The 23,136-nt window shown below is 74.0% G+C and carries 23 protein-coding genes; 9 read left to right on the top strand and 14 right to left on the bottom strand.

The genetic code is table 11. The annotated features are described in order from the left end of the window. Positions 1-80: 80 nt before the first annotated feature. A complete protein-coding gene (locus IE332_RS17830) occupies positions 81-491 on the bottom strand; it encodes a PaaI family thioesterase (protein WP_189917222.1) in 411 nt (136 codons plus the stop codon). A gap of 32 nt (positions 492-523) precedes the next feature. After that, a complete protein-coding gene (locus IE332_RS17835) occupies positions 524-1,150 on the bottom strand; it encodes a TetR/AcrR family transcriptional regulator (protein ID WP_189917224.1) in 627 nt (208 codons plus the stop codon). A gap of 71 nt (positions 1,151-1,221) precedes the next feature. Between IE332_RS17835 and IE332_RS17840 the strand changes: the two genes are divergently transcribed. Continuing rightward, the gene (locus IE332_RS17840; RefSeq protein WP_189917226.1) at positions 1,222-1,734 is read left to right on the top strand and encodes a DUF1453 family protein; all 513 of its coding nucleotides are present in this window, start codon (positions 1,222-1,224) and stop codon (positions 1,732-1,734) included. 42 nt (positions 1,735-1,776) lie between these two features. After that, entirely contained in the window at positions 1,777-2,283 is a 507-nt protein-coding gene (locus IE332_RS17845; RefSeq protein WP_189917228.1) for a hypothetical protein, read from the top strand. An 88-nt stretch (positions 2,284-2,371) separates the two neighbouring features. On the opposite strand, the gene IE332_RS17850 is transcribed toward IE332_RS17845, so the two are convergent. The 4 genes from IE332_RS17850 to IE332_RS17865 all read right to left on the bottom strand — a co-directional run bounded on the left by IE332_RS17850 (position 2,372) and on the right by IE332_RS17865 (position 8,866). Continuing rightward, positions 2,372-5,263, bottom strand: coding sequence for an FAD-binding and (Fe-S)-binding domain-containing protein (locus tag IE332_RS17850; RefSeq protein WP_229928678.1), 2,892 nt, complete (start codon positions 5,261-5,263; stop codon positions 2,372-2,374). 159 nt (positions 5,264-5,422) lie between these two features. Further along, on the bottom strand, positions 5,423-6,427 hold the full coding sequence (locus IE332_RS17855; protein WP_189917230.1) for a glycosyltransferase family 2 protein: 1,005 nt from the start codon (positions 6,425-6,427) through the stop codon (positions 5,423-5,425). A gap of 301 nt (positions 6,428-6,728) precedes the next feature. Further along, entirely contained in the window at positions 6,729-7,394 is a 666-nt protein-coding gene (locus IE332_RS17860) for an aggregation-promoting factor C-terminal-like domain-containing protein (protein ID WP_189917232.1), read from the bottom strand. A 542-nt stretch (positions 7,395-7,936) separates the two neighbouring features. Then, positions 7,937-8,866 carry an EI24 domain-containing protein gene (locus IE332_RS17865; protein ID WP_189917234.1) on the bottom strand — a complete coding sequence of 310 codons (930 nt, stop codon included), beginning with the start codon at positions 8,864-8,866 and terminating at the stop codon, positions 7,937-7,939. Positions 8,867-9,007: 141 nt separating this feature from the next. Here IE332_RS17865 and IE332_RS17870 point away from each other — a divergent pair, with 141 nt between their 5' ends. Continuing rightward, positions 9,008-9,796, top strand: coding sequence for a S1 family peptidase (locus IE332_RS17870; protein ID WP_189917236.1), 789 nt, complete (start codon positions 9,008-9,010; stop codon positions 9,794-9,796). Between the two features lie 255 nt (positions 9,797-10,051). Here IE332_RS17870 and IE332_RS17875 read toward each other — a convergent pair whose 3' ends face one another. The 3 genes from IE332_RS17875 to IE332_RS17885 form a co-directional block, all read right to left on the bottom strand. Beyond that, positions 10,052-11,233: a helix-turn-helix domain-containing protein gene (locus IE332_RS17875; protein WP_189917238.1), complete on the bottom strand. Its 1,182-nt coding sequence runs from the start codon at positions 11,231-11,233 to the stop codon at positions 10,052-10,054. A gap of 166 nt (positions 11,234-11,399) precedes the next feature. Further along, the gene (locus IE332_RS17880) at positions 11,400-12,839 is read right to left on the bottom strand and encodes an amino acid permease (protein WP_189917240.1); all 1,440 of its coding nucleotides are present in this window, start codon (positions 12,837-12,839) and stop codon (positions 11,400-11,402) included. Between the two features lie 232 nt (positions 12,840-13,071). Continuing rightward, positions 13,072-13,290: a hypothetical protein gene (locus tag IE332_RS17885; RefSeq protein WP_189917242.1), complete on the bottom strand. Its 219-nt coding sequence runs from the start codon at positions 13,288-13,290 to the stop codon at positions 13,072-13,074. A gap of 145 nt (positions 13,291-13,435) precedes the next feature. Here IE332_RS17885 and ku point away from each other — a divergent pair, with 145 nt between their 5' ends. Beyond that, complete coding sequence (ku, locus tag IE332_RS17890) at positions 13,436-14,500, top strand: non-homologous end joining protein Ku (RefSeq protein ID WP_189917247.1); 1,065 nt, start codon at positions 13,436-13,438, stop codon at positions 14,498-14,500. 48 nt (positions 14,501-14,548) lie between these two features. After that, entirely contained in the window at positions 14,549-14,830 is a 282-nt protein-coding gene (locus IE332_RS17895; protein WP_189917249.1) for a hypothetical protein, read from the top strand. A 45-nt stretch (positions 14,831-14,875) separates the two neighbouring features. On the opposite strand, the gene IE332_RS17900 is transcribed toward IE332_RS17895, so the two are convergent. Together IE332_RS17900 and IE332_RS17905 are read right to left on the bottom strand one after the other, a co-directional pair. Next, entirely contained in the window at positions 14,876-16,264 is a 1,389-nt protein-coding gene (locus IE332_RS17900) for an NADP-dependent succinic semialdehyde dehydrogenase (protein ID WP_189917251.1), read from the bottom strand. 137 nt (positions 16,265-16,401) lie between these two features. Further along, the gene (locus IE332_RS17905; protein WP_189917253.1) at positions 16,402-16,683 is read right to left on the bottom strand and encodes a DUF6158 family protein; all 282 of its coding nucleotides are present in this window, start codon (positions 16,681-16,683) and stop codon (positions 16,402-16,404) included. A gap of 182 nt (positions 16,684-16,865) precedes the next feature. Between IE332_RS17905 and IE332_RS17910 the strand changes: the two genes are divergently transcribed. The 4 genes from IE332_RS17910 (at position 16,866) to IE332_RS17925 (ending at position 21,009) form a co-directional block, all read left to right on the top strand. Next, complete coding sequence (locus tag IE332_RS17910) at positions 16,866-17,459, top strand: ArsR/SmtB family transcription factor (RefSeq protein ID WP_189917254.1); 594 nt, start codon at positions 16,866-16,868, stop codon at positions 17,457-17,459. Then, positions 17,456-18,781: an MFS transporter gene (locus IE332_RS17915; RefSeq protein WP_229928679.1), complete on the top strand. Its 1,326-nt coding sequence runs from the start codon at positions 17,456-17,458 to the stop codon at positions 18,779-18,781. The genes IE332_RS17910 and IE332_RS17915 overlap by 4 nt, the downstream gene beginning before the upstream one ends. 80 nt (positions 18,782-18,861) lie before the next feature. Continuing rightward, positions 18,862-19,860 (top strand): adenosine deaminase, encoded by a 999-nt coding sequence (locus tag IE332_RS17920; protein ID WP_189917256.1) that lies wholly within the window; start codon positions 18,862-18,864, stop codon positions 19,858-19,860. A 57-nt stretch (positions 19,861-19,917) separates the two neighbouring features. Beyond that, positions 19,918-21,009, top strand: coding sequence for a hypothetical protein (locus IE332_RS17925; RefSeq protein ID WP_189917259.1), 1,092 nt, complete (start codon positions 19,918-19,920; stop codon positions 21,007-21,009). Here IE332_RS17925 and IE332_RS17930 read toward each other — a convergent pair. From IE332_RS17930 to IE332_RS17940, 3 genes are all read right to left on the bottom strand, one after another. Beyond that, positions 20,990-21,577 (bottom strand): dihydrofolate reductase family protein, encoded by a 588-nt coding sequence (locus tag IE332_RS17930; protein ID WP_189917261.1) that lies wholly within the window; start codon positions 21,575-21,577, stop codon positions 20,990-20,992. The genes IE332_RS17925 and IE332_RS17930 overlap by 20 nt on opposite strands. A 68-nt stretch (positions 21,578-21,645) precedes the next feature. Continuing rightward, entirely contained in the window at positions 21,646-22,281 is a 636-nt protein-coding gene (locus IE332_RS17935) for a vitamin K epoxide reductase family protein (RefSeq protein ID WP_189917263.1), read from the bottom strand. Further along, a complete protein-coding gene (locus IE332_RS17940) occupies positions 22,278-23,072 on the bottom strand; it encodes a DsbA family protein (RefSeq protein ID WP_189917265.1) in 795 nt (264 codons plus the stop codon). Before IE332_RS17940 ends, IE332_RS17935 begins: the two co-directional genes overlap by 4 nt. Positions 23,073-23,136: the final 64 nt, after the last annotated feature.

The following is a 23,136-nucleotide window of genomic DNA, read 5'->3' on the forward strand; positions in this document are numbered from 1 at the left end:
GCACGTGGTCCGTGGCCCCCGCCCCCGCCGGGCGGGGGCCACGACCGCGCGGCGGGGGCGGGGGGCGCGGGCGGCCCCGGTCACCCCAGGGCGTAGACGGTGGTGGCGTGGGCGGCGGGCTCCTCGGCGCCCTCGGGGGTGAGGGTGATGTCGAGGAAGGCGATCCGGCGGCCGAGCTTGGTGATCCGGGCGTGCACCAGGACGTCCTGGGCGAGGACCGCGCGCTGGAAGGTGGTGGACTGCTGGACGGTGGTCATCGGGCCGAAGCCGCCGCGGGCCGCCGAGAGGGCGATCACGCAGGCCGTGTCGGCGGCGGCCATCAGGGCCTGGCCGGAGAGTCCGCCGCCCTCCCGGGCGAGCCGGTCGGACCAGGGCAGGCGCAGGACGGCGTGCTGTTCGCCGGTCTCGACGGCGGCCAGCCCGAGAGCCTGCACCCAGGGGGCGAAGTGGTCGGCCAGGAGCTTGTCCGCCTCGGCGGTGGTGAGGGTCATCGCGCCATTGTGGCCGGGGTGTTGGCGCGGTGTCAGGAGCTCGGCGCGGCCAGGGTGTCGAGGTGGCGGCGGAGCACCGCGCGCAGCTCGTCCGGGCCGACCAGGGCGGGGTGCTGGACGGCTTGCAGGGTGAGGCCGTCCAGCAGGGCGGAGAGCCGGCGGGTCTCGATGTCGAGGTCCAGCCCGGGGGCGAGGCCGCCGGCGCGGACGGCTTCGGCCAGGACGCGTCGGACCAGCGCGTCCAGGCCGGTCTGCATCTCGGCGGCGCGGGGCCGGAGTTCGGGGCGGGTGCGGGCGGCGGTGACGAAGGAGAGCCAGAGCGCGGACTCCTCCCGGCGCGCGGTGTCCAGCGGGAGGATCTCGGCGAGCAGGCGCGTGGTCTGTTCGCGGCGGTCGGTGCCGGGGGCCGGGGCCGGGTCGAGCAGGGTGTGGGCGTGGGCGCGGATGCGGGTGTCGATCCGGCGGGCCAGCTCCTGCATCGCGAAGATCATCAACTCGGAGCCGCCGGCGAAGTAGTGCCGCACCGAGCCGATCGCGAGCCCGGCCTCCTCGGCGACGTTGCGCAGCGAGGCGTGTTCCAGGCCCTCCCGGGCCGCGACGCGCAGCACGGCGTCGGCGACGGCCTGGCGGCGTTCCACGGGGTCGACGATCTTCGGCATGTTGCCGTTATAGCACGGGTGAGCTAAATTGCTGATTTAGCACAGTCGAGCTATAAAAATCGGGGGCAGGAATGAGCAGCTGGGTGTACGTGACGCTGGTCGTCGCCGTGATCGTCGTGGTGGTGGTCCGCAGGCTGCGCGGGGAACCGCTGAACGTCCGCGACCTCTGCGCTCCGCCGGTGGTGCTCACCGGCCTCGGCCTGTGGGCGCTGTGGCAGCGGCACGGTCTCGGCGCGGGCGACTACGCCTGGGTGGCCGCGGGTGCCGTGCTCGGCGTCGCACTGGGCGTGGCGCGCGGCACCACCATCCGGGTCTACGAGCGCGAGGGGGTGCTGTGGCAGCGCTACACCGGCCGGACCTTCCTGGTGGCGGCGGTCTCGCTGGCGGTGATGGCCGGATTCGCCGCGCTCGCCGGGCGCAACGGCCTGGCTCCGGACGCCCGCCCGGTCCAGCTGTCGATCGGGGTCGGCTTCCTGGGGGAGGCGCTGGTGGTCGGCCTGCGCGGGCTCGCCTCGGGCGTCCCGTTCGCCCCCGAGCGGCCGGTTGCCGGCTCGTCGTTCGGGTTGGACCGATTCCGGCGGTAACTTTGGTTGTCAAAGGCGGATGCGGTAACTATGGTTGTCACCATGACGACCGTGGAGATCACCCATGAGGAGCGGGCGGAGCTGGCCAAGGCCCTCCTCGGCGCGCTCGACCCCCTCGCCGTCGCCGTCCGCACCCGGGCGACGGGCCTGCCCGAGGAGCGGATCTGGCACGCGGAGCCGGCCGAGGTCGCTCTCTCCGTCCTGTCCGCCTGGAAGCTGGTGGACACCGAGGTCAAGCGGCTCACCGCGATCGCGGCCGCCACCGCCGGCTCCTACGGCGCCAGCTACGAACAGCTGGGCGCCGCCTGGGGCATCACCCGGCAGGGCGCGCGGAAGAAGTGGCCGGAGGCGGTCAGCCGCCCGGCGGGGCGCCCCGGCTCACTCGAACTGTTCGGTGGAACCGCCGAGTTGACCTCGGACGGGGCCGAAGGCGGCTGGCGCTGGACGGCCACGGGTGCGGACGGGGAACGCGGCGGGTCCACCACCGGCCATCCGACCCGGGAGGAGGCGGCGGCGCACGCCGGGGCCTTCCTCGCCGGGCACGCGTAACCCGGGCCGCGTAACTTGGGCCCGCGTAACTCGGGCCCGCGCAGCCCGGGCACGCGTAACGTCGGAGCGCGTGACCGGGCCCGCCCGCTCACTCCGCCGCGCGCAGCCCCCTGGCGATCAGCTCCGCCAGGTGCAACGCCTGCCGCCCGTCCGCGAGTTGGGCGATCTGGGTGCGGCAGCTGAAGCCGTCCGCCAGTACCACGGTGTCCGGCCCGGCCGCCCGCACCTCGGGCAGCAGGACCCGCTCGGCGATCGCCTCGGACACCTCGAAGTGGCCCTTCTCGAACCCGAAGTTGCCCGCCAGGCCGCAGCAGCCGGAGTCCAGCACCCGGTTGTCCAGGCCGAGTCGGGCCTCCACCCGGCGGTCGGCGGCGCTGCCGAGCACCGCGTGCTGGTGGCAGTGGGTCTGGGTGACGGCGTCCAGCCCGAGGCGGGGGAGCGGGGCGTCCGGGGCGTACTCGTCGAGGAACTCGGCGAAGGTGCGGGTGCGTTCGGCGAGCGGCCGGCCGTCCGGACCGAGCAGCCGGGGCAGGTCCTCGCGGAGGGTGGCGGTGCAGCTCGGGTCCAGGCCGACCACGGGGGTGTCGGCCGGGAGCCCGGCCGCCGCCAGCGCCCGCAGGCTGCGCCGCAACACCCGGCGGGCGGTGCCTAGTTGGCCGGTGGAGTACCAGGTGAGGCCGCAGCAGACCGGGCCCGCGGGCAGCCGGACGTCGAAGCCCAGGTGCTCCAGCACCTCGACGGCCGAGCGCGGCACGTTCGGCTGCAGGTGGTCGGAGAAGGTGTCCGGCCACAGCAGCACCGGCCGCGCGCCGGGCGGAGCCGGGTGGGTGGCGCGGTGCCGCCGGTACCAGGCGGTGAAGGTCTCCGGTGGGAAGACCGGCAGCACCCGGCGCGGGTCGATCCCGCCGATCCGTTTGAGCAGCCCGCCGAGCGGCGAGCGGGCCAGCGTGTTGGCCGTCCCCGGCGCGAGCGCGACCGCTCGCAGCCAGAGCGGCAGCCAGCCCATCGAGTAGTGCGGCAGCGGGCGCGGGCGGTGCCGGTAGTGCTGGTGCAGGAACTCCGTCCGGTAGGTCGCCATGTCGACGTGGACGGGGCAGTCGCTCGCGCAGCCCTTGCAGCCCAGGCAGAGGTCCAGGGCCTCCCGCACCTCGGCCGAGCGCCAGCCGTCCGGGATCGCGTCGCCGCGCAGCATCTCGGCGAGCAGCCGCGCCCGCCCCCGGGTGGAGTGCCGCTCCTCGCCGGTGGCCATGTAGCTCGGGCACATCACCCCGGTGGTCGGGTCCACGCACTTGGCCACGCCCACGCAGCGGTGCACCGCCGTGGTCAGGCTGCCGCCGTCCTGCTCGTACGGGAGGGCCAGTGGCAGTGGGCGGCGGGGGGCGGTGACGAAGCGCAGGTCGGCGTCGAGCGGGCGGGGGTCGACCAGGGCGCCCGGGTTGAGCAGGTTCTCCGGGTCCCAGATCCGCTTGAACTCGCCGAACAGGCCGATGATGCCGGGCGGGTACATGCGCGGCAGCAGCTCGGCCCGGGCCTGCCCGTCGCCGTGCTCGCCGGAGAGCGAACCGCCGTACGAGACGACCAGGTCGGCCGCCTGCTCCAGGAACTCCCGGAAGAGCGGCACCCCTCGGGGTTCGTCCAGCGGGAAGTCGATCCGCAGGTGCACGCAGCCGTCGCCGAAGTGCCCGTACGGGACGCCGCGCAGGCCGTGCCGGCGCAGCAGGGCGCGCAGGTCCCGCAGGTAGTCGCCGAGCCGCTCGGGCGGGACGGCGGAGTCCTCCCAGCCGGGCCAGGCCTGCCCGCCGCCGGGCAGCCGGGTGACGATCCCCGCGCCGGCCTCCCGGACGGCCCACAGCTGGCGCTGCTCGACCGGGTCGGTGACCAGGGAGACGGCGGCCGAGCGCTCGCGGCGCACCGCGTCGGCGAGCCGGCGGGCGGCCTGGTAGGCGGCCAGCGGGGTGGCGCCGCCGGTTTCGAGGAAGAGCCAGCACTCGCCCGCCGGCAGCCGGTCCAGCGCAGGCGGACGGGGGCCGGCCGCGAGCAGTGCGGCGATCAGGTCGGCCGCCATGCCCTCGGCGGTCAGCGGCCCGTACGGCAGCAGTGCGGGGACGGCGTCGGCGGCGGCGCCCTCGTCGGGGTAGCCGGCCACCACCAGGGCGCGGGCGGGCGGGTCCTCGACGAGCCGGACGGTGGCGCCGAGCAGCAGCGCGCAGGTGCCCTCGGTGCCGGTGAGCGCCCGGGCGAGGTCGTGGCCGTGTTCGGGGAGCAGGGCGTCCAGCGGGTAGCCGGAGGTGCGGCGCGGCAGCCGGGGCATGTCCTGGCGGATGGCGGCGAGGTTGCGGTCGGTGAACTCCTGTAGCTGCCGGTGGAGTTCGCCGGCCCGCCCGGGCAGTCCGGCGAGCGCGGCGCGCTCGGCGGGGCCGAGCCGGCCGCCGACGGTCAGCTCGGTGCCGTCGGCGAGCAGCAGCTCCAGCCGCTCGACGTTGTCGGCGGTGCGTCCCCAGGCGAGCGAGTGCGAGCCGCAGGAGTCGTTGCCGATCATGCCGCCGAGGGTGCAGCGGCTGTGCGTGGACGGGTCGGGGCCGAACCGCAGCCCGTACGGCCCGGCGGCGCGCTGGAGGTCGTCCAGGACGGTGCCGGGCCGCACCCGCGCGGTGCGGGCGTCCGGGTCGACCTCCAGGACGTCGCCGAGGTGGCGGCGGAAGTCCAGCACGACCGCGCCCGGGCCGATCGCCTGACCGCCGATGCTGGTGCCGGCCCCGCGCGCCACCACCGGCACCCCGTACGCCCGGCAGAGCGCCAGCGCGGTGCGCACGTCGTCCGGGTCGGCGGGCTTGACCACGCCGAGCGGCAGCTGCCGGTAGTTGGAGGCGTCGTGGCTGTAGACGGTCCGCTCGGCGGCGCCGAAGCGGACCTCCCCGCGCAGTACGGCGGCCAGCTCACGGCCCAGTTCGGCCCCGGGTTCGGCGGACGGACGGCTCACGGGGACCTCCCGGGCGGTGCGACGGCATGGGCTCCGCCGATGATCGCAGCCGGGGCGCCGTCCGGGCACCGGGCATGACGGGGGTTCCGCCGTCGGGGTGGCGTCCGGCTTCCCGCACGTCGGCCGTGGACGGTCCGTGCCGCGCCCGGGCCCGGCGGGTCACTTGCGGCCGGTGAGTGTGCCCTTCGCGATGTGGGACAGCTTGGCGACCTCGAACGCCGGGTAGGCGCCGCCGGCCAGCAGCGAGAACTTGATCCCCTCGCGGCCGCCGGGCCGGCGGTGGCCGGGCGGCTGGAAGCGGCGGTGGTGCTCGGCGGCCCGGTGGAAGAACTGCGGCCGCTCGGCGCGGGTGACGCAGCCGGCGAGGTCGAAGACGAACAGGTAGTGCCGGATCATCCGGACGAACAGCGCGTCGCGCACCGCGTACAGGTGGGGCTGGTCCTCCAGCAGGGCGAAGCTGCGCTCGTACTGGTCGAAGAGGTCGAAGACGCTGCTGCCCGGGCCGCCCGCCGGGTGGACGGTCTCCCGGCGGCGCAGCTGGACGCACTCGCGGGCCAGTACGGCGGCCTTCCGGGCGCCGAGCAGGGCCTGGTGCACCACCGGGACCTCCTCGTAGCGGCCGGCCGGGAAGGCGAGCCCCAGCTCCTCCCAGTGGCCGCGGCGGATCAGCCGGTCCCAGATCAGCGGCGGCGCGCCGAACAGCGCGGGCCGGTCGAAGGGCTCGAACGTCTCGGGGCCGGCCTCGGCGAGCAGCGCCTCGGCCCCGCCCGGCCAGTCCCGGTCCTTGTGCCGGCGGGAGTGGCCGAACAGCAGGACGTCCACCGGGCCGGTCTGTTCGAGCCGGTCGGCGAGCGCCCGGAGCGCGTCCCGGGGCAGCAGGTGGTCGGCGTCGAGGAACAGCAGGTAGTCGCCGGTCGCCCGCGCGGCCCCCGCGTTGCGGCTCACCCCGACCCCGACCGCCGCGTTCAGGTGCAGGGCGGTCACCCGGGGGTGCCGCGCCGCGTACGCGTCGGCGATCCCGCCCGCGGTCTCGGGGGAGCGGTCGGCGACCACGATCACCTCGACGTCGGCCAGGGACTGCGCGAGCAGCGAGTCGAGGCAGTCGGCGAGTTGTTCGTGCTGGTCGTAGGCGGGGAGCACGACGCTGATCAGGGGTGAGGGCATGACGCCGGAGCGTAAGAGGGACCGCGAACGGTCGCAAAGCCTTGACGGCCCGTAATTCCGAGCAATTGGCGGCAAATCGTACGACCGTGCGCCATATCTTCACGCCGTCTTCCGGACGCGTCCACGACAGGTGTGAACCGGCCGCTCCGCGCCCCGCGTTCGCCGGAACGCGCGGGGGCCCGCGACGCGGGAGTGCGTCGCGGGCCCCGGGGCCGGTCTTCCGTCCGCAGCTGCGGGGGGCCGGCTCAGTACCAGTGGCTCGGTGCCGGTGGCTCAGTGTCGGTGGTCAGGCACCAGCGGCTCAGTACCAGTGGTGGCTCTGCCAGAACGACCAGGCGCCGCAGGGGCTGCCGTAGCGGGTGTTCATGTAGTCGAGACCCCACTTGATCTGGGTGGCCGGGTTGGTGCGCCAGTCGGCGCCCGCGGAGGCCATCTTGGAGCCCGGCAGGGCCTGGACCAGGCCGTAGGCGCCGGAGGAGGCGTTGACGGCGAGCGGGTTCCAGCTGCTCTCGCGGAACACGATGTTGCTGAAGCACTGCAGCTGGCCGGCCGGGACGATCTGCGCGGCGATCTGCTGCGGCGTGCCGGAGTAGGTGGTCACGAGGCTCTGGCGCTGCTCGGAGCGGGAGGCGGCGGCATCGGCGTCGGCCTTGGCCTTGGCGTCCGCCTGGGCCTTCGCCTCGGCCTCGGCCTGCGCCTGGGCGGCGGCCTGCGCGGCGGCGTCCGCCTGCGCCTTCGCATCGGCCTCGGCCTGCGCCTGGGCGGCCTGCTGGGCGGCGGCAGCGGTGTCAGCCGGGGCCTGGTCCGCGACCTGCTTGCCGTCCACCGAGACGGCGGCCACCGGGGCGGTGGCCCCGGTGGCGGTCCCGGCCTGCGGGATGGCGAGGGCGGCGGTGGCGGCGCTCGCGACCACGAGGGTGGCGACGCCGGTGATCAGGGAGTTGCGGCGGGCATGGCTGAGCTGCATGGAGCGGGCGTTCCTATTCCGTCGGGGACCGTGCCGGGGGTGCCGGGCACGGGGCATCGCGCGGGGCTCCGGGGTGAGCGGGGCCCGCGCGGCCGTCCGGGACGGCCGTGGCGCCCCGGCGCAAGTGGCGGGGCGGGCGGGCTGCACGGCGGATCGGACCGGCCGTGCTGCCTTGGCGACGGACCATTCTTGGCAGCGCCCGAGGCGGGTCGCAAAGGCGGTGGCTACTACGCCGGGTAGTGGTCGCCGGGCGGGCCGGGCCAGGGTCCCGTGGTCGATTTGATGGGATTTGTCCGCTCTGTGCATCTGCGGGTCGGGCCCGCCCCGCACCGACGGAAGGTACGGGCGACAGTCGTGGTGGCCTGCGTTCTTCAGGCCGGGCGGTGCCGGGCCGGGCCCGGCCCGGGCGTGACCCCGGTGCCCGGCCGGAGCCCGTGCGGCGCCCGTCCACTAGCGGGAGTCGTAGATGCCGAACCCCCTGTGGGCGGGCTCACACGCGGAGCGGCCCGATGTCGACGCGGCGTGACCGCCCGCTCACGGCTTCAGGGGGTCGCGTACGGATTTCCCGGGACGGGCCGCGCGGCGGAAGGGGTGGCGGGGGAAGCCGCCGGCTCCTCCTCTGCGAGGTCCGCCGCGTCCGCCGCGTCCGCCGCGTCCGCCGGGTCCGCCGGGTCCGCCGCGTCCGCCGCGTCCGCCGGGTCCGCCGCGTCCGCCGGGTCCGCCGCGTCCTCCCGCCCGGCCGGGACGAGGTCGCGGGCCAGCAGGGTGGCGCCGGCGACGGCCCCCGGCATGGCGAGCACCGTCACCAGCGGCACCAGGAAGGCCAGCACCAGCGGCGTGCCGAAACCCAGCGCCAGTCCGAGCCGGGCGCGCAGCAGCCGGATCCGCTCGCGCTGCGGCACCCGGCGGCGCTGCAGCGCCACGGCGGTCAGCTCGACGGTCAGGAAGAAGCCGGACACCAGGAAGCCGAGCGCCGGGACGACGGTCTGCCCGACCACCGGGATGAAGCCGCAGCCGAACAGCAGCACGCCGAACGCGGCCACCCGCAGCAGCACGGACCCGGTGTCGCCCAGCGCGGTCAGCAGCTCGCGCCAGAGCGGGGTGTCCGGGGGCTCGGGCGCGTCCCCCTCGGTCTCGTCGACCCGGGTGCTCAGCGCCTCGTAGAAGGGCTGGCCGACCAGCAGGGTGACGGCGGTGAAGGTGAGCAGGGAGATCAGCAGGCCGCCGCCGAAGACGATCGCCGCGAGCGCGTCGCGCAGCAGGCCCCGCCAGGGCGAACCCCAGTGGTCGGCGAAGGGGGTGGCCCAGGCCGCGAGGTCCTCGGACCAGGCGCCGAGGAAGGCGAGCGCGACGACGTAGCCGACCAGGGCGAGCAGCGCCGGCAGCATCCCGAAGCCCCACCAGCGGCCGTGCCGCCCCACCCACTTCTGGCCCTCGACCAGGTACTTCATCCCCGCCGCAAGATCCCGCATGGGCGATCACCCTAGGGCCTCCGGGTCCGGAACCCCGCATTGCCGTGTTCCTGCCATTTCGAACCGGCAGGGCCGGGCCCTTCCTGTCGCGCCGCCCGCCGGGCCACGCTCGGTCTTCCCCCACATGCAAGGAGGAACCCGATGAAGCGTCAACTCGGCAGAGTCGTCAGCCTGCTGGCGGGCCTGGTGCTCGGCGCCGGCATGCTGGTGCTGCCCGCCGCCGCCTCGCCCGCGCCGTCGCCGACCGTCGTCGGCGGCACCCGGGCGGCGCAGGGAGAGTTCCCGTTCATCGTGCGGCTCTCGATGGGCTGCGGCGGCGCGCTCTACACCCCGCAGATCGTGCTCACCGCCGCCCACTGCGTCGACGGCACCGGTGCCGACAGCAGCATCACCGCCACCGCCGGTGTGGTCGACCTGCGCAGCGGCAGCGCGATCAAGGTCCGCTCCTCGTACGTCTACCAGTCGCCCGCCTTCACCGGCGCCGAGAACGGCGACGACTGGGCGCTGATCAAGCTGGCCTCGCCGGTGAGCGGCGGCCAGGTCACCACCCTGCCGATCGCGACCTCCACCGCGTACGACAGCGGTACCTTCACCATCATGGGCTGGGGTGCCGCGCGCGAGGGCGGCGCCCAGCAGCGGTACCTGCTCAAGGCCACCGTGCCGTTCGTCGACGACGCCACCTGTGCCGGCGCGTACTCCGGCCTCAACGAGGCCGGCTCGCTCTGCGCGGGCTACGTCTCCCAGGGCGGCGTCGACACCTGCCAGGGCGACTCCGGCGGCCCGATGGTCCGCCAGGACGCGGCGGGCCGCTGGGTCCAGGTCGGCATCGTCAGCTGGGGCAACGGCTGCGCCCGCGCCGGCTACCCGGGCGTCTACACCCAGGTGAGCACCTACGCGTCCCAGATCGCCGCGGCGGCGGCCCGGCTCTGAGCGGTTGACCCGTCGCGGCAGGGCCGGTCACCACACCCGCAGGTGGTGGCCGGTCCTGCCGCGCGCGTGGGGCCGGGCGCCGATCGGACCACTCCGTGTGGCCTGCGGCGCGGCGCGGCGGTTGGCTGGGGACCGCGCCGTCAGGAGGTGCGCGCCGTGAGCGAACGGTCGCCCGGTGCGAAGGGCGGGGACGTCACCGGCCTGCGGAACGCGATCAACGCGGCCAACGCGGCCGGCAGCGGCGACATCGGGCCCTCACCCGTGCAGCCATTCCTCGGCCCGCCGCCGCTCGCGGGCGATCCGGCCGGCGGTGTGCGGCGGCAGCCGGGCGAGCAGGGCGGTGGCCGCGTCGGGCCGGCCGGCGAGGACCTGGGCGCCGGCCAGGCGGGCGGTGACCAGGGCGTGGTCGCGCGGGTGGGCGGCCGGGTCGAGCAGTCGAAGGGCGCTCTCCAGCCGGGCCGTCGCGGTGCGGGCGTGGGTGGTGCGGCCGGTGCGCAGGGCGAGGTCCCGCTGGCAGGTGCCGTGGGCGACGGCCAGGACCAGCTCGGCGCGCGCCGTCCAGGGCGTCGGCTCCCCGATGCGGCGCGCGGTGTCGGTCAGCCGCCGGGCGTCCGCGAGCGTCCGGCGCACCTGCGGCGCCTCGCCGGCCAGCGCGTGGGCGTGGGCCCGGGCGACGGCGGCCCAGGCCTGCAGACCGGGCTGGGGCGGTGCGGTGGTGCGGGCGGCCTCGGCGAGGGCGAGTGCGGCGGCCGGGTCCCCGCGCCACCAGTGCAGGGCGCTCTGCCGGGCGAGCAGGGTGGTGGCGGTGGCCCGGTCGTCGGTCGCGCGGGCCCATTCCAGTCCGGTGGCGTACCAGCTGAGCGCGCGGGCGCGGCGGTCGCCCTCGAAGTGGGCCCAGCCGGCGAGTTCGGCGTACTGGGCGGCGAGCGAGCGGACGGCGGCGAGGGTGTCGCGCGAGGCGGTGTGCTGCCAGCCGGCCAGGGTGCGGGCGTGGTGTTCCAGGACGGCGGCGAGCTCCTCGCCGCCGATCCGGCCGGCGGCGGCGCGGTAGTCGGCGAGCAGGTGGGCGAGCACCTCGATGGTGGCGGCGTCCGGTGGGGTGGTGTCGGTGGTGAGCGCCGGCCGGGTGGCGACGGCGAGTTCGCCGAGGCGTTCGCGTTCCTGCCGGACGGTCTGCCACAGGTGTGCCAACTCGCCGCCGGCGAGCAGGAGTTCGTCGGCCCGGGCGGGCAGCCCCGGCGGTGGCCAGCGGCGGGCGTTCTCCACCCGGCTGATCAGTGAGTTGTGGTAGCCCAGCAGCCGGCCGAGCTCGGCCTGGCTGAGGCCGCGGGTCTCGCGCCAGTGGCGCAGCCGTCGGCCGAAGCGCAGGCGTGCGGACTCGGGTTCCGGGCGGGGCCGGGCAGGCGGGGGTGACGTGCGGGAGGGCAGGGGCGGCACGGGGTCTCCCGGTGGGCGTGGGGGAGCGCTCGTGGGGGAGCGCCATGCCCAGGTATCCCCCTTGACGTGCCTTGGTCAAACTGGCGTGGGGTGCTGGAAACGGCACCGGGCCCGGGAGCCTCCGCAACGGCTCCCGGGCCCGGCGTTCTCGCGCGGGGCGGACGGGTCAGGACTCCGCCGCCACCGCGGCCCGCCGGCGGCGGCCCACCACGGCCGAGGCCGCGAGCACGATCGCCGCGGCGACCAGCGACAGGTACATCTGCTTGCGCCCGTCCTCGGTGGTGAACATGTAGATCATGACGAACCCGATCATGCCCATCGCGGTCCAGGTCAGGTACGGGTACAGCCACATCCGGACGGTGTGCCGCTCGGGCATCTCGCGCTCGATGATCTTGCGCATCCGCAGCTGGGTGGCGCAGATGGCCAGCCAGACGAAGAGCGCGATCGCACCGGAGGAGTTGAGCAGGAAGGCGAACACGGTGTCCGGCGAGGTGTAGTTGAAGAACACCGCGACGAAGCCGAAGACCACCGAGGAGAGGATGGCCACCCGCGGCACGCCGCGCTCGGTCACCTTGGCGAAGGCCTTCGGGGCGTCGCCGCGCTGGCCGAGCGAGAAGGCCATCCGGGAGGCCGTGTACATCCCGGAGTTGAGGCAGGACAGCACCGCGGTCAGCACGATCACGTCCATCACCTGGCCGGCGCCGGGGATGCCGATGTGGGACAGCACCGCCACGTACGGGCTGGCCTTGACCTCGGCCGAGTCCCAGGGCAGCAGGGTGACCACGAGCAGGATCGAGCCCAGGTAGAAGATGCCGATGCGCCAGATCACGCTGTTGGTGGCCTTGGTGACCGCCTTCTGCGGGTCCTCCGACTCGCCGGCGGCCAGGGTGACGATCTCGCTGCCCATGAAGGCGAAGACCACCGTGAGCATGCCGGTGAACACCGCGCCCACCCCGTGCGGCAGGAAGCCGCCGTGACCGGTCAGGTTGCTGGCGCCCACCGAGTGGGTGCCGGGCAGCAGGCCGAAGGCGGCCAGGGTGCCGATCACCAGGAAGGCGGCGATCGCGACGACCTTGATCCCGGCGAACCAGAACTCGAACTCGCCGTAGGAGGAGACCGAGAAGAGGTTGGTGGCGGTCAGCACCGCCATCACGATCAGCGCCCAGCCCCACTGGGGCACGCCGGGCACCCACTGGTTGAGGATCTTCGCGCCGGCCGTCGCCTCGACCGCGAGCACCACGACCCAGAAGAACCAGTACAGCCAGCCGATGGAGAAGCCGGCCCAGCGGCCCAGCGCGCGGTCCGCGTACGCCGAGAAGGAGCCGCTCTGCGGGTCGGCCGCGGCCATCTCGCCGAGCATCCGCATCACCAGCACGACGAGCGCGCCGGCCAGTGCGTAGGAGAGCAGGATGCCGGGACCGGTGGACGCGATGCCCGCGCCGGAGCCGACGAAGAGGCCGGCGCCGATCACGCCGCCGATGGCGATCATCGACAGGTGGCGGTTCTTGAGCCCGGCCTTCAGGTGGCCGTCGCCGTCGTGCCCGTGCGGTCCCGCCTGGTGGGGGACCTGCGCGGCTGCCGCCGACTTGGTGGTGTTCGCACTCATCTGTGGGGTGCCCTGTTGCCTTTCCAGCGCGGCGACCCCGGGCTCGTCGCCACAGGGTGGGGGGACAGACCCGCGCATTGCGGTGCAACCTAACTTCTACGCCCGAGTATCGGAACAATGCTTTGATAACTGTTCGCTTACCGGACATAAAAGCCCAGGTCAGGGTGGGTTTGACCGGGCTCCGGAAAGCTCAGATCTGACGCATCGTCAGGGTGGCGGGGGTCGGCCGAGGTCAGATCTCCCTCAAATCGAGCACCACGACCTCCGGCCGGAACCCCGATGGAAGGGCCGTGAGCCGGGCCGCGAGGATCCGCGGGATGTCGTCCTCCCGCGAGTACCCGGGCACCACGGTGACCTCGTCCTGGCGCACCTCGCCCGAGACGGCGTAGGTCACCCGGTACGCCGTGCGGTCCGGTGGCGGGGCGGGGCCGGTCGGGCTCGTCGCGGTCATCGGCGTCGACCTCCTCGGCCCATTGTCGGCGCGGTGTGGCCGATCGGGGCAAATCCGGGCAGAGTGGGACTCTCGGGGCGATCGTCGGAGCATCCCCCGAGCGTGCGGCGCCCGTCGGTTCCCGGCGCCGGGCAGGAGCGACCCCATGCAGACCACCTGGAAGGGGACGATCAGCTTCGGGCTGGTCAGCATCCCCGTCCACCTCTACTCCGCGACCCAGGAGCACGACGTCCCGCTGCACCAGGTGCACGCCAAGGACGGCGGCCGGGTGCGGATGAAGCGGTACTGCGAGCAGGAGGAGAAGGAGGTCCCGTACGCGGAGATCGCCAAGGGCTACGAGTCCCCCGACGGGCGGACCGTCACGCTCAGCGACGAGGACCTGGCCGACCTGCCGCTGCCCAGCAAGAAGATCATCGACGTGCTGGCCTTCGTCGACGAGGGCGAGATCGACCCGCTGATGTTCTCCAAGGCCTACTACGTGGGCGTCGCCGACAAGGCCGCCGCCAAGCCGTACGCGCTGCTGCGCGACGCGCTCACCGAGTCCGGCCAGATCGCCGTCACCAAGATCGCGCTGCGTACCCGGGAGTCGCCCGCGGTGCTGCGGGTGCACGACAACACGCTGGTGCTGCAGACCTGCATCTGGCCCGACGAGGTCCGCCCGGCGGCCGGGATCGCTCCCGAGGAGGACGTCACCGTCCGGCCGCAGGAGCTCAAGATGGCCCGCTCGCTGATGGACACCCTCTCCGAGGACTTCGACCTGTCCCAGCTGCACGACGACTACCAGCAGGCGCTGCAACAGGTGATCACCGCGCGGCTGGAGGGCGTCGAGCTCCCGCACGAGGAGGAGCCCGGCGAGGCGCCGGACAACGTGATCGACCTGATGGAGGCGCTGCGCAGCAGCCTCAAGCAGGCCAGGGGCGGGCACGGGCCGGTCGGCGGACCGGCGGCCGGGGCGGACGGGGAGCCGGCGGAGGAGCCCGGGCCGCGCAGGCGGGCCGCCCCGGCGAAGACGAGCACGGCGGCGGCCCGGAAGGCCGCGGCGAAGAGCACCACCGCCAAGCCCACCGGGACGAAGAAGAGCACCACGGCCAAGGGCACCTCCACGGCGAAGAGCACCTCCGCGGTGAAGTCCACCTCCGCGGTGAAGACCACCTCCGCGGCGAAGAAGACCGCGAGCCGGAAGTCCGCGGCTCCGCGCAAGGCTTCCTGACCCACCGGGCCAGGCTTTCCCTCCCGTCCGGCATTGGAGGAGACCCCGATGGACCTGCTCACCTACAAGGAACTCGAAACCGGCCCAGGCGCCCAGCGGGACCAGGGCTTCGGGCACCAGGCCTGGACCTGGCTGCTCACCCTCAGCCCCACCGTGGTGACGTTCATGATCGCGCTGTCCGTCGGCCTCGGCATGGTCGCCACCCAGGTGAGCCTGCTGCCGATGCTGGTGCTGATGGCGATCTTCTGGGGCCTGACGGTCGTCGCCATGGTCGGCGTGATCGCCCGCTGGATGACGCCCGGCCGGGGCAGGCACCGGATGGCGGCCTGACCCGGTCGGGAGCGCGGCGCCGGGTGAGCGCGGGTCCGGGAGGGCTCAGCCGATCCACACCGTGGTGACGTTGCAGAACTCCCGGATCCCGTGCCCGGACAGCTCCCGCCCGAAGCCGGAACGCTTGACGCCGCCGAACGGCAGCGCCGGGTGGGAGGCCGTCATCCCGTTGAAGAACACCCCGCCGGCCTGGATGTCGCGGACGAAGCGCTCCTGCTCGCCCTCGTCCGTGGTCCAGACGTTGGCGCTCAGCCCGAACGGGGTGTCGTTGGCGGCCGAGACCGCCTCGTCCAGGCCGGCCACCCGGTAGACGGTGGCGACCGGGCCGAAGGTCTCCTCCTGGTGGATCCGCATCGCCGGGGTGATGCCGGTCAGCACCGTCGGCTCGTAGAACCAGCCGGTGTCCCAGCCCTCCGGGCGCCCGCCGCCGCACTCCACCCGGGCGCCGTGGGTGCGGGCGTCCTCGACCAGTTCCTCCAGGTCGTCCCGGCCCTGGCGGCTGGCCAGCGGGCCGACGTCGGTGGCCTCGTCCATCGGGTCGCCCACCCGCAGGGCGCGCATCGCCGCCGTGAACCCCGCGGTGAAGCGGTCGTAGACGTCGGTGTGCACGATGAACCGCTTGGCGGCGATGCAGGACTGGCCGTTGTTCTGCACCCGGGCCCGGACGGCGGTCGCCACCGCGGCGTCCACGTCGGCGCTCGGCAGGACGACGAACGGGTCGCTGCCGCCCAGCTCCAGCACGGACTTCTTCACCTCGTCCGCCGCGGCGGAGGCGACGGCCCGGCCGGCCGGCTCGCTGCCGGTGAGGGTGACGGCGGCGACCCGGGGGTCACGGACCACGCCCTCGACCGCGCCGGAGCCGATCAGCAGGGTCTGGAAGCAGCCCTCCGGGAAGCCGGCCCGCCGGAACAGCTCCTCGATCGCCACCGCGGTGCGCGGCACGTTGGACGCGTGCTTCAGCAGCCCGACGTTGCCCGCCATCAGGGCCGGCGCGGCGAACCGGATCACCTGCCAGAACGGGAAGTTCCACGGCATCACGGCCAGCACCGGCCCGATCGGGCGGTAGCGGACGTAGGCGCGCGCGGCGCCCGAGTCGGCGACGTCGGCCGGGGCCGGGTGCTCGTCGGCGAGCAGCGCCTCGGCGTTGTCGGCGTACCAGCGCATCGCCTTCGCGCACTTGGCGGCCTCGGCCCGGGCGGCGGCGAGCGGCTTGCCCATCTCCAGGGTCATGGTGCGGGCGACCGCCTCCAGGTCCTGGTCCAGCAGGTCGGCGGCGCGGTGCAGCAACTCGGCGCGGGCGGCGAACGGGGTGTCGCGGTAGGCGCGGTAGGTGGACTCGGCGAGGGCCAGCCGTTGTTCGATGCCGGCCGCGTCGAGCGGTTCGAAGGTCTCCAGGGTCTCGCCGGTCGCGGGGTTGACGCTGGCGATGGGCATGCGGGGCTCCCGAGGGGGTGTGGACCGGTGCCGGTCCGGGCCTGGTGCGTCTGGGCCCTCACACCCTCCCCGACAGCCGGGCGCCGGGCACGCCACGGCGCGCCCGGCGTGTCCCGCCGGGCGCGCGGCCGGGCCCGTCACTCCGGCAGCGACTCCACCCGGGCCGCCGCCTCCCGGGCCCGGGCGCCGGCCCTGGTCCGTCCGGCGGTCACCAGCCGGCCGGGGAAGCGGTGCAGGTACTCGGCCTCCAGCTGGCCGGTGCGCAGGGTGTGCCGCTTCAGCGCCTCCTCCGACCCGTACAGGAAGGTCTCGTGGCGCGTGCGGTGCAGCTGCTCCAGCTCGTGCAGGAGCACGTCGTTGCCCAGGGCGTGCGGGGAGACGCCCTCGGGCCGGATGTGGGTGGCGTCGGCGTGCCGCATCTCGGTACCTCCTCGACGGAAGCCCCCTCCTACGGAGTGCCCGGTGGCCGCCGCCGGTACACCCGTGCGACGAGGGGCGGGTGGCGCGGGTGATTCAGGTGGTGCGGGTGATTCGGGTCATCGGACAAGGAGTGTTGTAAAAGAAGTGTCATACAAGAGTTCTTGTCAGTAGTCTCCCCGGCATGACCGACACGACGGACGAACCGCGCGGCACCCGGGAGATCCAGGACTCCCGGGTGCTCGCCGCCCTCACCCACCCGCTGCGCCGCCGGCTGCTGGACCTGCTCAAGGTGGACGGCCCCGCCACGGTCGGGAAGCTCGCCGAGCGCACCGAGCAGGCGGTCGGCAACGTCAGCCACCACCTGAAGGTGCTGGCCGAGAGCGGACTGATCGAGGAGGCGCCCGAGCTCGCCCGCACCCGGCGCGAGCGGTGGTGGCGGCGCGCCGACCGCGAACTCACCTGGACCAGGGCCGACTTCGACGGCGACCCGGTCACCGAGGCCGTCGCCGACGCGGCCGGATCGATCCTGCTGGAGCGCCAGGTCGAGCTGGTCCGTGAGTGGGCCGTGCGGCGTGGCGGCTACCCGCCCGACTGGCGGGACGGTTGCTCGGTGGCCACCCAGACCTGGCTGCGGCTCACCCCGGAGGAGGCCCGGGAGCTGGCGGCGGACCTGCACGGGGTGATCCAGAAGTGGGCGAACCGGCCGGTGCCCGAGGACGGGCGGGAGCGCGAGACCGTCCTCGCCTTCGCCCACAGCGTCCCGGCCAGGCCGTGAGCGCCGTCCAGGCCCCGGAGCGGGCACCCGGGACCGCCCGCCCGCGCTGGGGCCTGTTCGCCCGGCGTGACTTCCGGCTGCTCTGGGCGGGTGAGACCGTCAGCAGGCTGGGCAGCAACATCACCTCCGTCGCGCTGCCGCTGGTCGCGGTGCTGGTGCTGGACGCCGGACCGCTCGCGACGGGAGCGCTGACCGCCGCCGTCTGGCTGCCCTGGCTGGTGTTCGGCCTGCCGGCCGGGGTCTGGGTCGGCCGGGCGCCCCGGCGGACCGTGATGATCGCCTGCAACCTCGCCTCCGCCGCCCTGCTCGCGAGCGTGCCGGTGGCCGGCTGGTTCGGAGTGCTCACCCTGGCGCAGCTGCTGGTGGTCGCCCTGTCGACCGGGATCTCCTCGGTGTTCTTCGACGCGGCCTTCGAGGCGTATCTGCCCGAGCTGGTGGCGCCCGAGGACCTGATCGAGGGCAACGCGAAACTGCAGGGCAGCGCGTCGGCGGCCGCGGTCGCCGGGCGCGGACTGGCGGGGCTGACCGTCCAGGTGCTCGGCGCGACGACCGGGCTGCTCGCCGACGCCGTGAGTTTCCTGGTCGCGACCGCGACCCTGCTGAGGATCCGGGCTCGTTCCGGGCTCGACCCGGCCGGGGGCCGGCCCGGAGCGGACGGGACCCTGGATAAGGCCCGGGCGGACGGGACCCTGGGTCAGGCCCGGGAGGGGCTCGCCTTCCTGCTGCGTGACCCCTACCTGCGTTCCTTCACGCTCTACGGCGCGGCCGCCAACTTCGCGCTCACCGGCTACCAGTCGATCACCGCGCTGTTCCTGATCCGGGACGCCGGAGTCGCCCCGGGCTGGGTCGGCGGGCTCGCCTCGGCGGGCGCGGTCGGCGGAGTGCTCGGCGCGCTGGCCGCCCGGCCGCTGTGCCGGCGCCTCGGTACGGCCCGTGCGCTACGGATCGTGCTGATCGCGCTGTCGCCCTTCGGCATGCTGATGGCCCTGGCCGGACCGGGCCCCGGGATGCTGCTGTACGTGCTCGGGGCGTTGGTGGTGGTCGCGGCGGTGGTGTTCTGCAACGTCGTGCTCAACAGCTTCCGGCAGTCCTACCTCCCGCCCGCGTTGCTGAGCCGGGTCGCCGCCACGTCGATGTGCGCCAACCACGCCACCATCCCGCTCGGCGCCCTGGCCGGCGGGGCGCTGGGCGCGGTGGTCGGGCTGCGCGCCACCATGTGGGTGATGACCGGACTGCTGGCGCTGTGCGCGGTGCTGCCGCTGCTGTCGCCGCTGCGCACCGTCCGGGAGCTGCCGACCGGAGCGGCGGAGGCGGCGCGGTGATCGCCCGGATCGACCGCGGATCGTAGGATGAATTCATCCGTACCTTCGGGTTCCCCCGCTACCGCTCGGACAGAACGCTGATGCCGCTTCCCAAGGCCGAACTCCACCTGCACATCGAAGGCACCCTGGAGCCCGAGCTCGCCTTCGAGCTCGCCGCCCGCAACGGGGTCGAGCTGCCCTACGCCGACACCGAGGAACTGCGGAAGGCCTACTCCTTCAGCGACCTGCAGTCCTTCCTGGACCTGTACTACGCGCTGATGGCCGTGCTGCGCACCGAGCAGGACTTCGCCGACCTCGCCGACGCCTACCTGGCCCGGGCCGCCGAGCAGGGCGTGCGGCACGCGGAGATCTTCTTCGACCCGCAGGCGCACACGGCCCGGGGGGTGCCGCTCGGCGTGGTGGTGGACGGGCTGACCCTGGCGCTGTCGCGCAGCGAGGAGCGGTACGGCATCAGCACCCAGCTGATCATGTGCTTCCTGCGCGACGAGTCCGCCGAGTCCGCGCTGGAGACCTTCGAGGCCGCCCGCCCGTACTTCGACCGGATCGCGGGCATCGGCCTGGACTCGGCCGAGGTCGGCAACCCGCCGGCGAAGTTCCGCGAGGTGTACCGCCGGGCCGCCGAGGCGGGGCTGCGGCGCGTCGCCCACGCGGGCGAGGAGGGCCCGGCCTCGTACATCACCGAGGCGCTGGACGTCCTCGGCGTCGAGCGCATCGACCACGGGCTTCGCTGCCTGGAGGACGGCGAGCTGGTCGCCCGCCTGGTCCGCGAGCAGATCCCGCTGACCCTCTGCCCGCTCTCCAACGTCCGCCTGCGCTGCATCGACACGATCACCGACCACCCGCTGCGCGAGATGCTGGAGGCCGGCCTGCTGGTCACCGTCAACTCCGACGACCCGGCGTACTTCGGCGGCTACGTCGAGGACAACTTCCGTGCCGTCCGGGAGGCCCTCGGGCTGGACCCGGAGACGCTGCGCCGGCTGGCCGCCAACTCCTTCCGGGCCTCCTTCATCGACGACCGGCGCCGGGCCGAACTCCTGGCCGAGGTCGAGGCGTTCACCTTCGGCCCGGCGGAGGGCTGACCCGCGCGGTTCGGGGAAAGCCCCACCCGGACGGGCCGGCCTGGCTAGCCTGTCCGGGTGACCACCCCGCCATCGGAGCCCCCGGCCCAACTGGGCCTGCTCGACCTCTCCGTCGACCTCTCCGTCCCGCAGGTGTACTCCGGCACGGACTTCACGGTCTACCTGCACATCAAGAACCCGTTCTCGGTGCCGGTGTGGATCGACAAGGTGGACATGAGCCTGCCGACCCAGCTGTTCTGGCGCACACCGGAGCGGCCGGAGACACCCGAGAAGGCGGCGGAGCCGGTCCTCCCGGAGGCCGAGACGGCACGGCTGACGGCGGCCGTCCAGGAACGGCAGGCCCGCATCCGGCAGTTGGAGGAGGAGTCGGCGGCGCTCCCGCCGGAGCGGGCCGAGGAGGCGTGGGGGATCCAGGACGAGATCGCCCTGCTGCACCAGGCGAACGTGCGCGACCAGGCCCGCCTGGACGGCGCCGACGACCAACTCAACCTCCACATCTCCGGCGGGTCGACCGTGGATCTGCACGGACGGGCCAGGCAGACCAACATCCATGTGGCGGGAGGGTCGACGGTGGCTGTCTTCGCCGACCGTCCGGCCGATCGCGAACGCGTGCCGCTGATCGGCTCGCTGCCCCGCCGGGTCGCCTTGGAACCAGGGTCGACCGACGTCTGGACCATCCGCCTCGGCACGCCGCGGAACCCGTTCTTCGTCCCCGCGAGCTACCGGCTGCAGCTCAACGTGGTCTACGGGCTCGTACCGGAGCAGAGCGGGGGTCCGCTGCCCGGGGCACCCGGATCGGAGCGCCGGAGGGTCTTCGCCAACACCACCGCGCTGACCGTGCCGCTCAAGGCCGCGTTGTGGAACGTGATGACCGGCGGGGTGGCGGGCGGCCTGGTCGGCAGCCTCGGCCGGTCGCTGCAGGAGGCGCAGAGCCTGAGCGCGCTCGCCCACCAGCCCCTCGGGACCACGCTCGGCTCGCTGGTGCTGGCGGTCATCCTGACCGGGGCGGCGATCGTCTTCGCCGCGCGGAAGTCGGAGGCGCCGTCGTTCGTCACGGTCGAGGACTTCTGGGGCGGCGTGCTGGTGGGCTTCCTGATCGGCTACTCGGGCACGGCCGCCTTCACCGAGCTCACCGGGCTGCCGGCGTAGTCCCGCGCTCCCGGGCGTAGTGGAGCAGGGTGACGCCGTTGGTGAAGCGGTGGGTGTCCTTCAGGGCCAGCGGGGCGGGGTGGTCGGTCGGCCGGAAGAACAGGGTGCCGCGGCCGAGCACGACGGGGTGGACGTAGAGCCGGAACTCGTCGATCAGGTCCTGGGCGAGGAAGGACTCGGCCAGGTTCGCGCCGCTGAGGCAGAGGTCGCCGCCCGGGCCGGCGGTGAGGGCGGCGATCGACTCCGGGGTGACCTCGCGGACGACCGTGGTGTTCCAGTCGGCGTGGTCGAGGGTGCGGGAGAAGACGACCTTCGGCATCGCGCGCCAGATGCCCGCGAACTCGATCATCGGGGCGTCGGCGGCCGGGTCCTGGTCGGCGGTCGGCCAGAACGAGGCCATCAGCTCGTGCGTCACCCGGCCGGAGAGGAAACCACCCATCCGGGCGAGTTCCCGGTTGAAGTGGGTGTGCACCTCGTCATCGACGAGGTGCCAGGAGAGGTCGTGGTCCGGACCCTCGAAGTAGCCGTCGACCGAGACGGAGACGAAGAGAACGATCCTGCGTCGCATGGCGCCCCCACGAGGAGGAGTGGCCCGCCGCCCTCCCTCCCAGCGGGGCGGGAGGGCGGCGGACGGGATCAGATCAGGGTGCTCCAGTAGTACCAGAACCGGTTGAGGATCAGCAGCGCGATCACCGCGTACCAGAGGCCCGGGACGACCCAGTGGTAGCGGGCCGCCTCCCGGACGACCACCCGCAGCCGCGGCCCCACCGGGATCACGCCGGAGCGCAGGTTGTGCAGCGTGGTGTACCAGAACAGCGGGATCACCGCGGCCCACACCACCATGCAGTACGGGCAGAGCGCGCCGATCCGGTAGAGCGCCTGGTACATCAGCCAGGTCACGAAGCCGACCCCGAAGACCGTCCCAGCCTGCAGGCCGAGCCAGAACCAGCGCCGGTACGTCGCGCCCGCGAGCAGCCCGGCGCCGACCGCGACGACGACCCCGAAGGCCACCAGGCCGATCAGCGAGTTGGGGAACCCGAAGGCCTCCGCCTGGTCGCTGCGCATGATCGAGCCGCAGCTGATGATCGGATTGATGTTGCAGTTGGGGACGTACGACGGGTCCTTCAGCAGCCGGATCTTGTCCAGAGTGAGGACCGCCGAGGCGAACAGGCCGACCGCGCCGCCGATCAGCAGCAGCCAGGCGAACGGGCGGCTCGCGCCGTGGGCCGTCCGGGGGGCGGGGGTGAGGGTGGGCGCGTTGGGGGCGGTCACCCGGTCACCTGCTTGACCATCGCGGTGAACTGCTCGGGCGAGACGGCCTTGCCGTTGGTGAGGACGTCCAGCTTCTTGCCGTCCAGCTTGACGGTCGGGGTGCCGGTGACGTCGCTCTTGTTGAACTCCTCGTTGACCTTGGCCGCCCACGGTGCGTAGGTGCCCTCCCGGACGGCCTTGACGAAGGAGTCGGTCTTCAGCCCGGGCACCTGGCCGGCCAGGTCCAGGATGTGGTTGACGTCGCCGAAGGCGTCGCTGCGCTCGTCGGGCTGGTTGGCGTACAGCACGTCGTGGAACTGCTTGAACTTGTCCACGCCCTCGTTCAGCGCGGCGCCGGCGGCGGCCAGCGCGGTGCGGGAGCCCTTGCCGCCGAGGTTGTTGTCCAGGAACGTCGCCAGGTGGTACTCGACCTTGTACGAGCCGGCGTCGGCGAGCTGCTGGACGGTCTTGCCGGTGGTGGTCTCCAGCTGCTCGCAGAACGGGCAGCGGAAGTCCTCGTAGACCTGCAGGGTGTGCGCGGCGTCGGCCTTGCCGTAGGTGACCACCGTGCCGCCGTCGCCGGTCGCGTTGGCGGGGACGACCAGCGGGCCGTTCGCGGCGGCGTCCGAACCGGATCCGGAGGAGCCGCCGACGGCGAAGGCCACGCCCGCCGCGAGGGCCAGCACCGCGGCGGAGGCGGCGCCGACCACCACCCGGCGGCGGATCCGGTCCGAACGCTCGGCCTGGGCCCGGGCGACGCGCATCCGGTCGGTGGCGGAGTTCTTCTGGTCGGTCTTGCGGGAGTTGCTCATGGGGTGTCGTCGTCCTGTGCTCTCGGGCGTACGGGGCGCGGGCGCGGCCGGTGGGTCGGGGCCT

Source organism: Kitasatospora xanthocidica (genome assembly GCF_014656195.1).
GTDB lineage: Bacteria > Actinomycetota > Actinomycetes > Streptomycetales > Streptomycetaceae > Kitasatospora > Kitasatospora xanthocidica.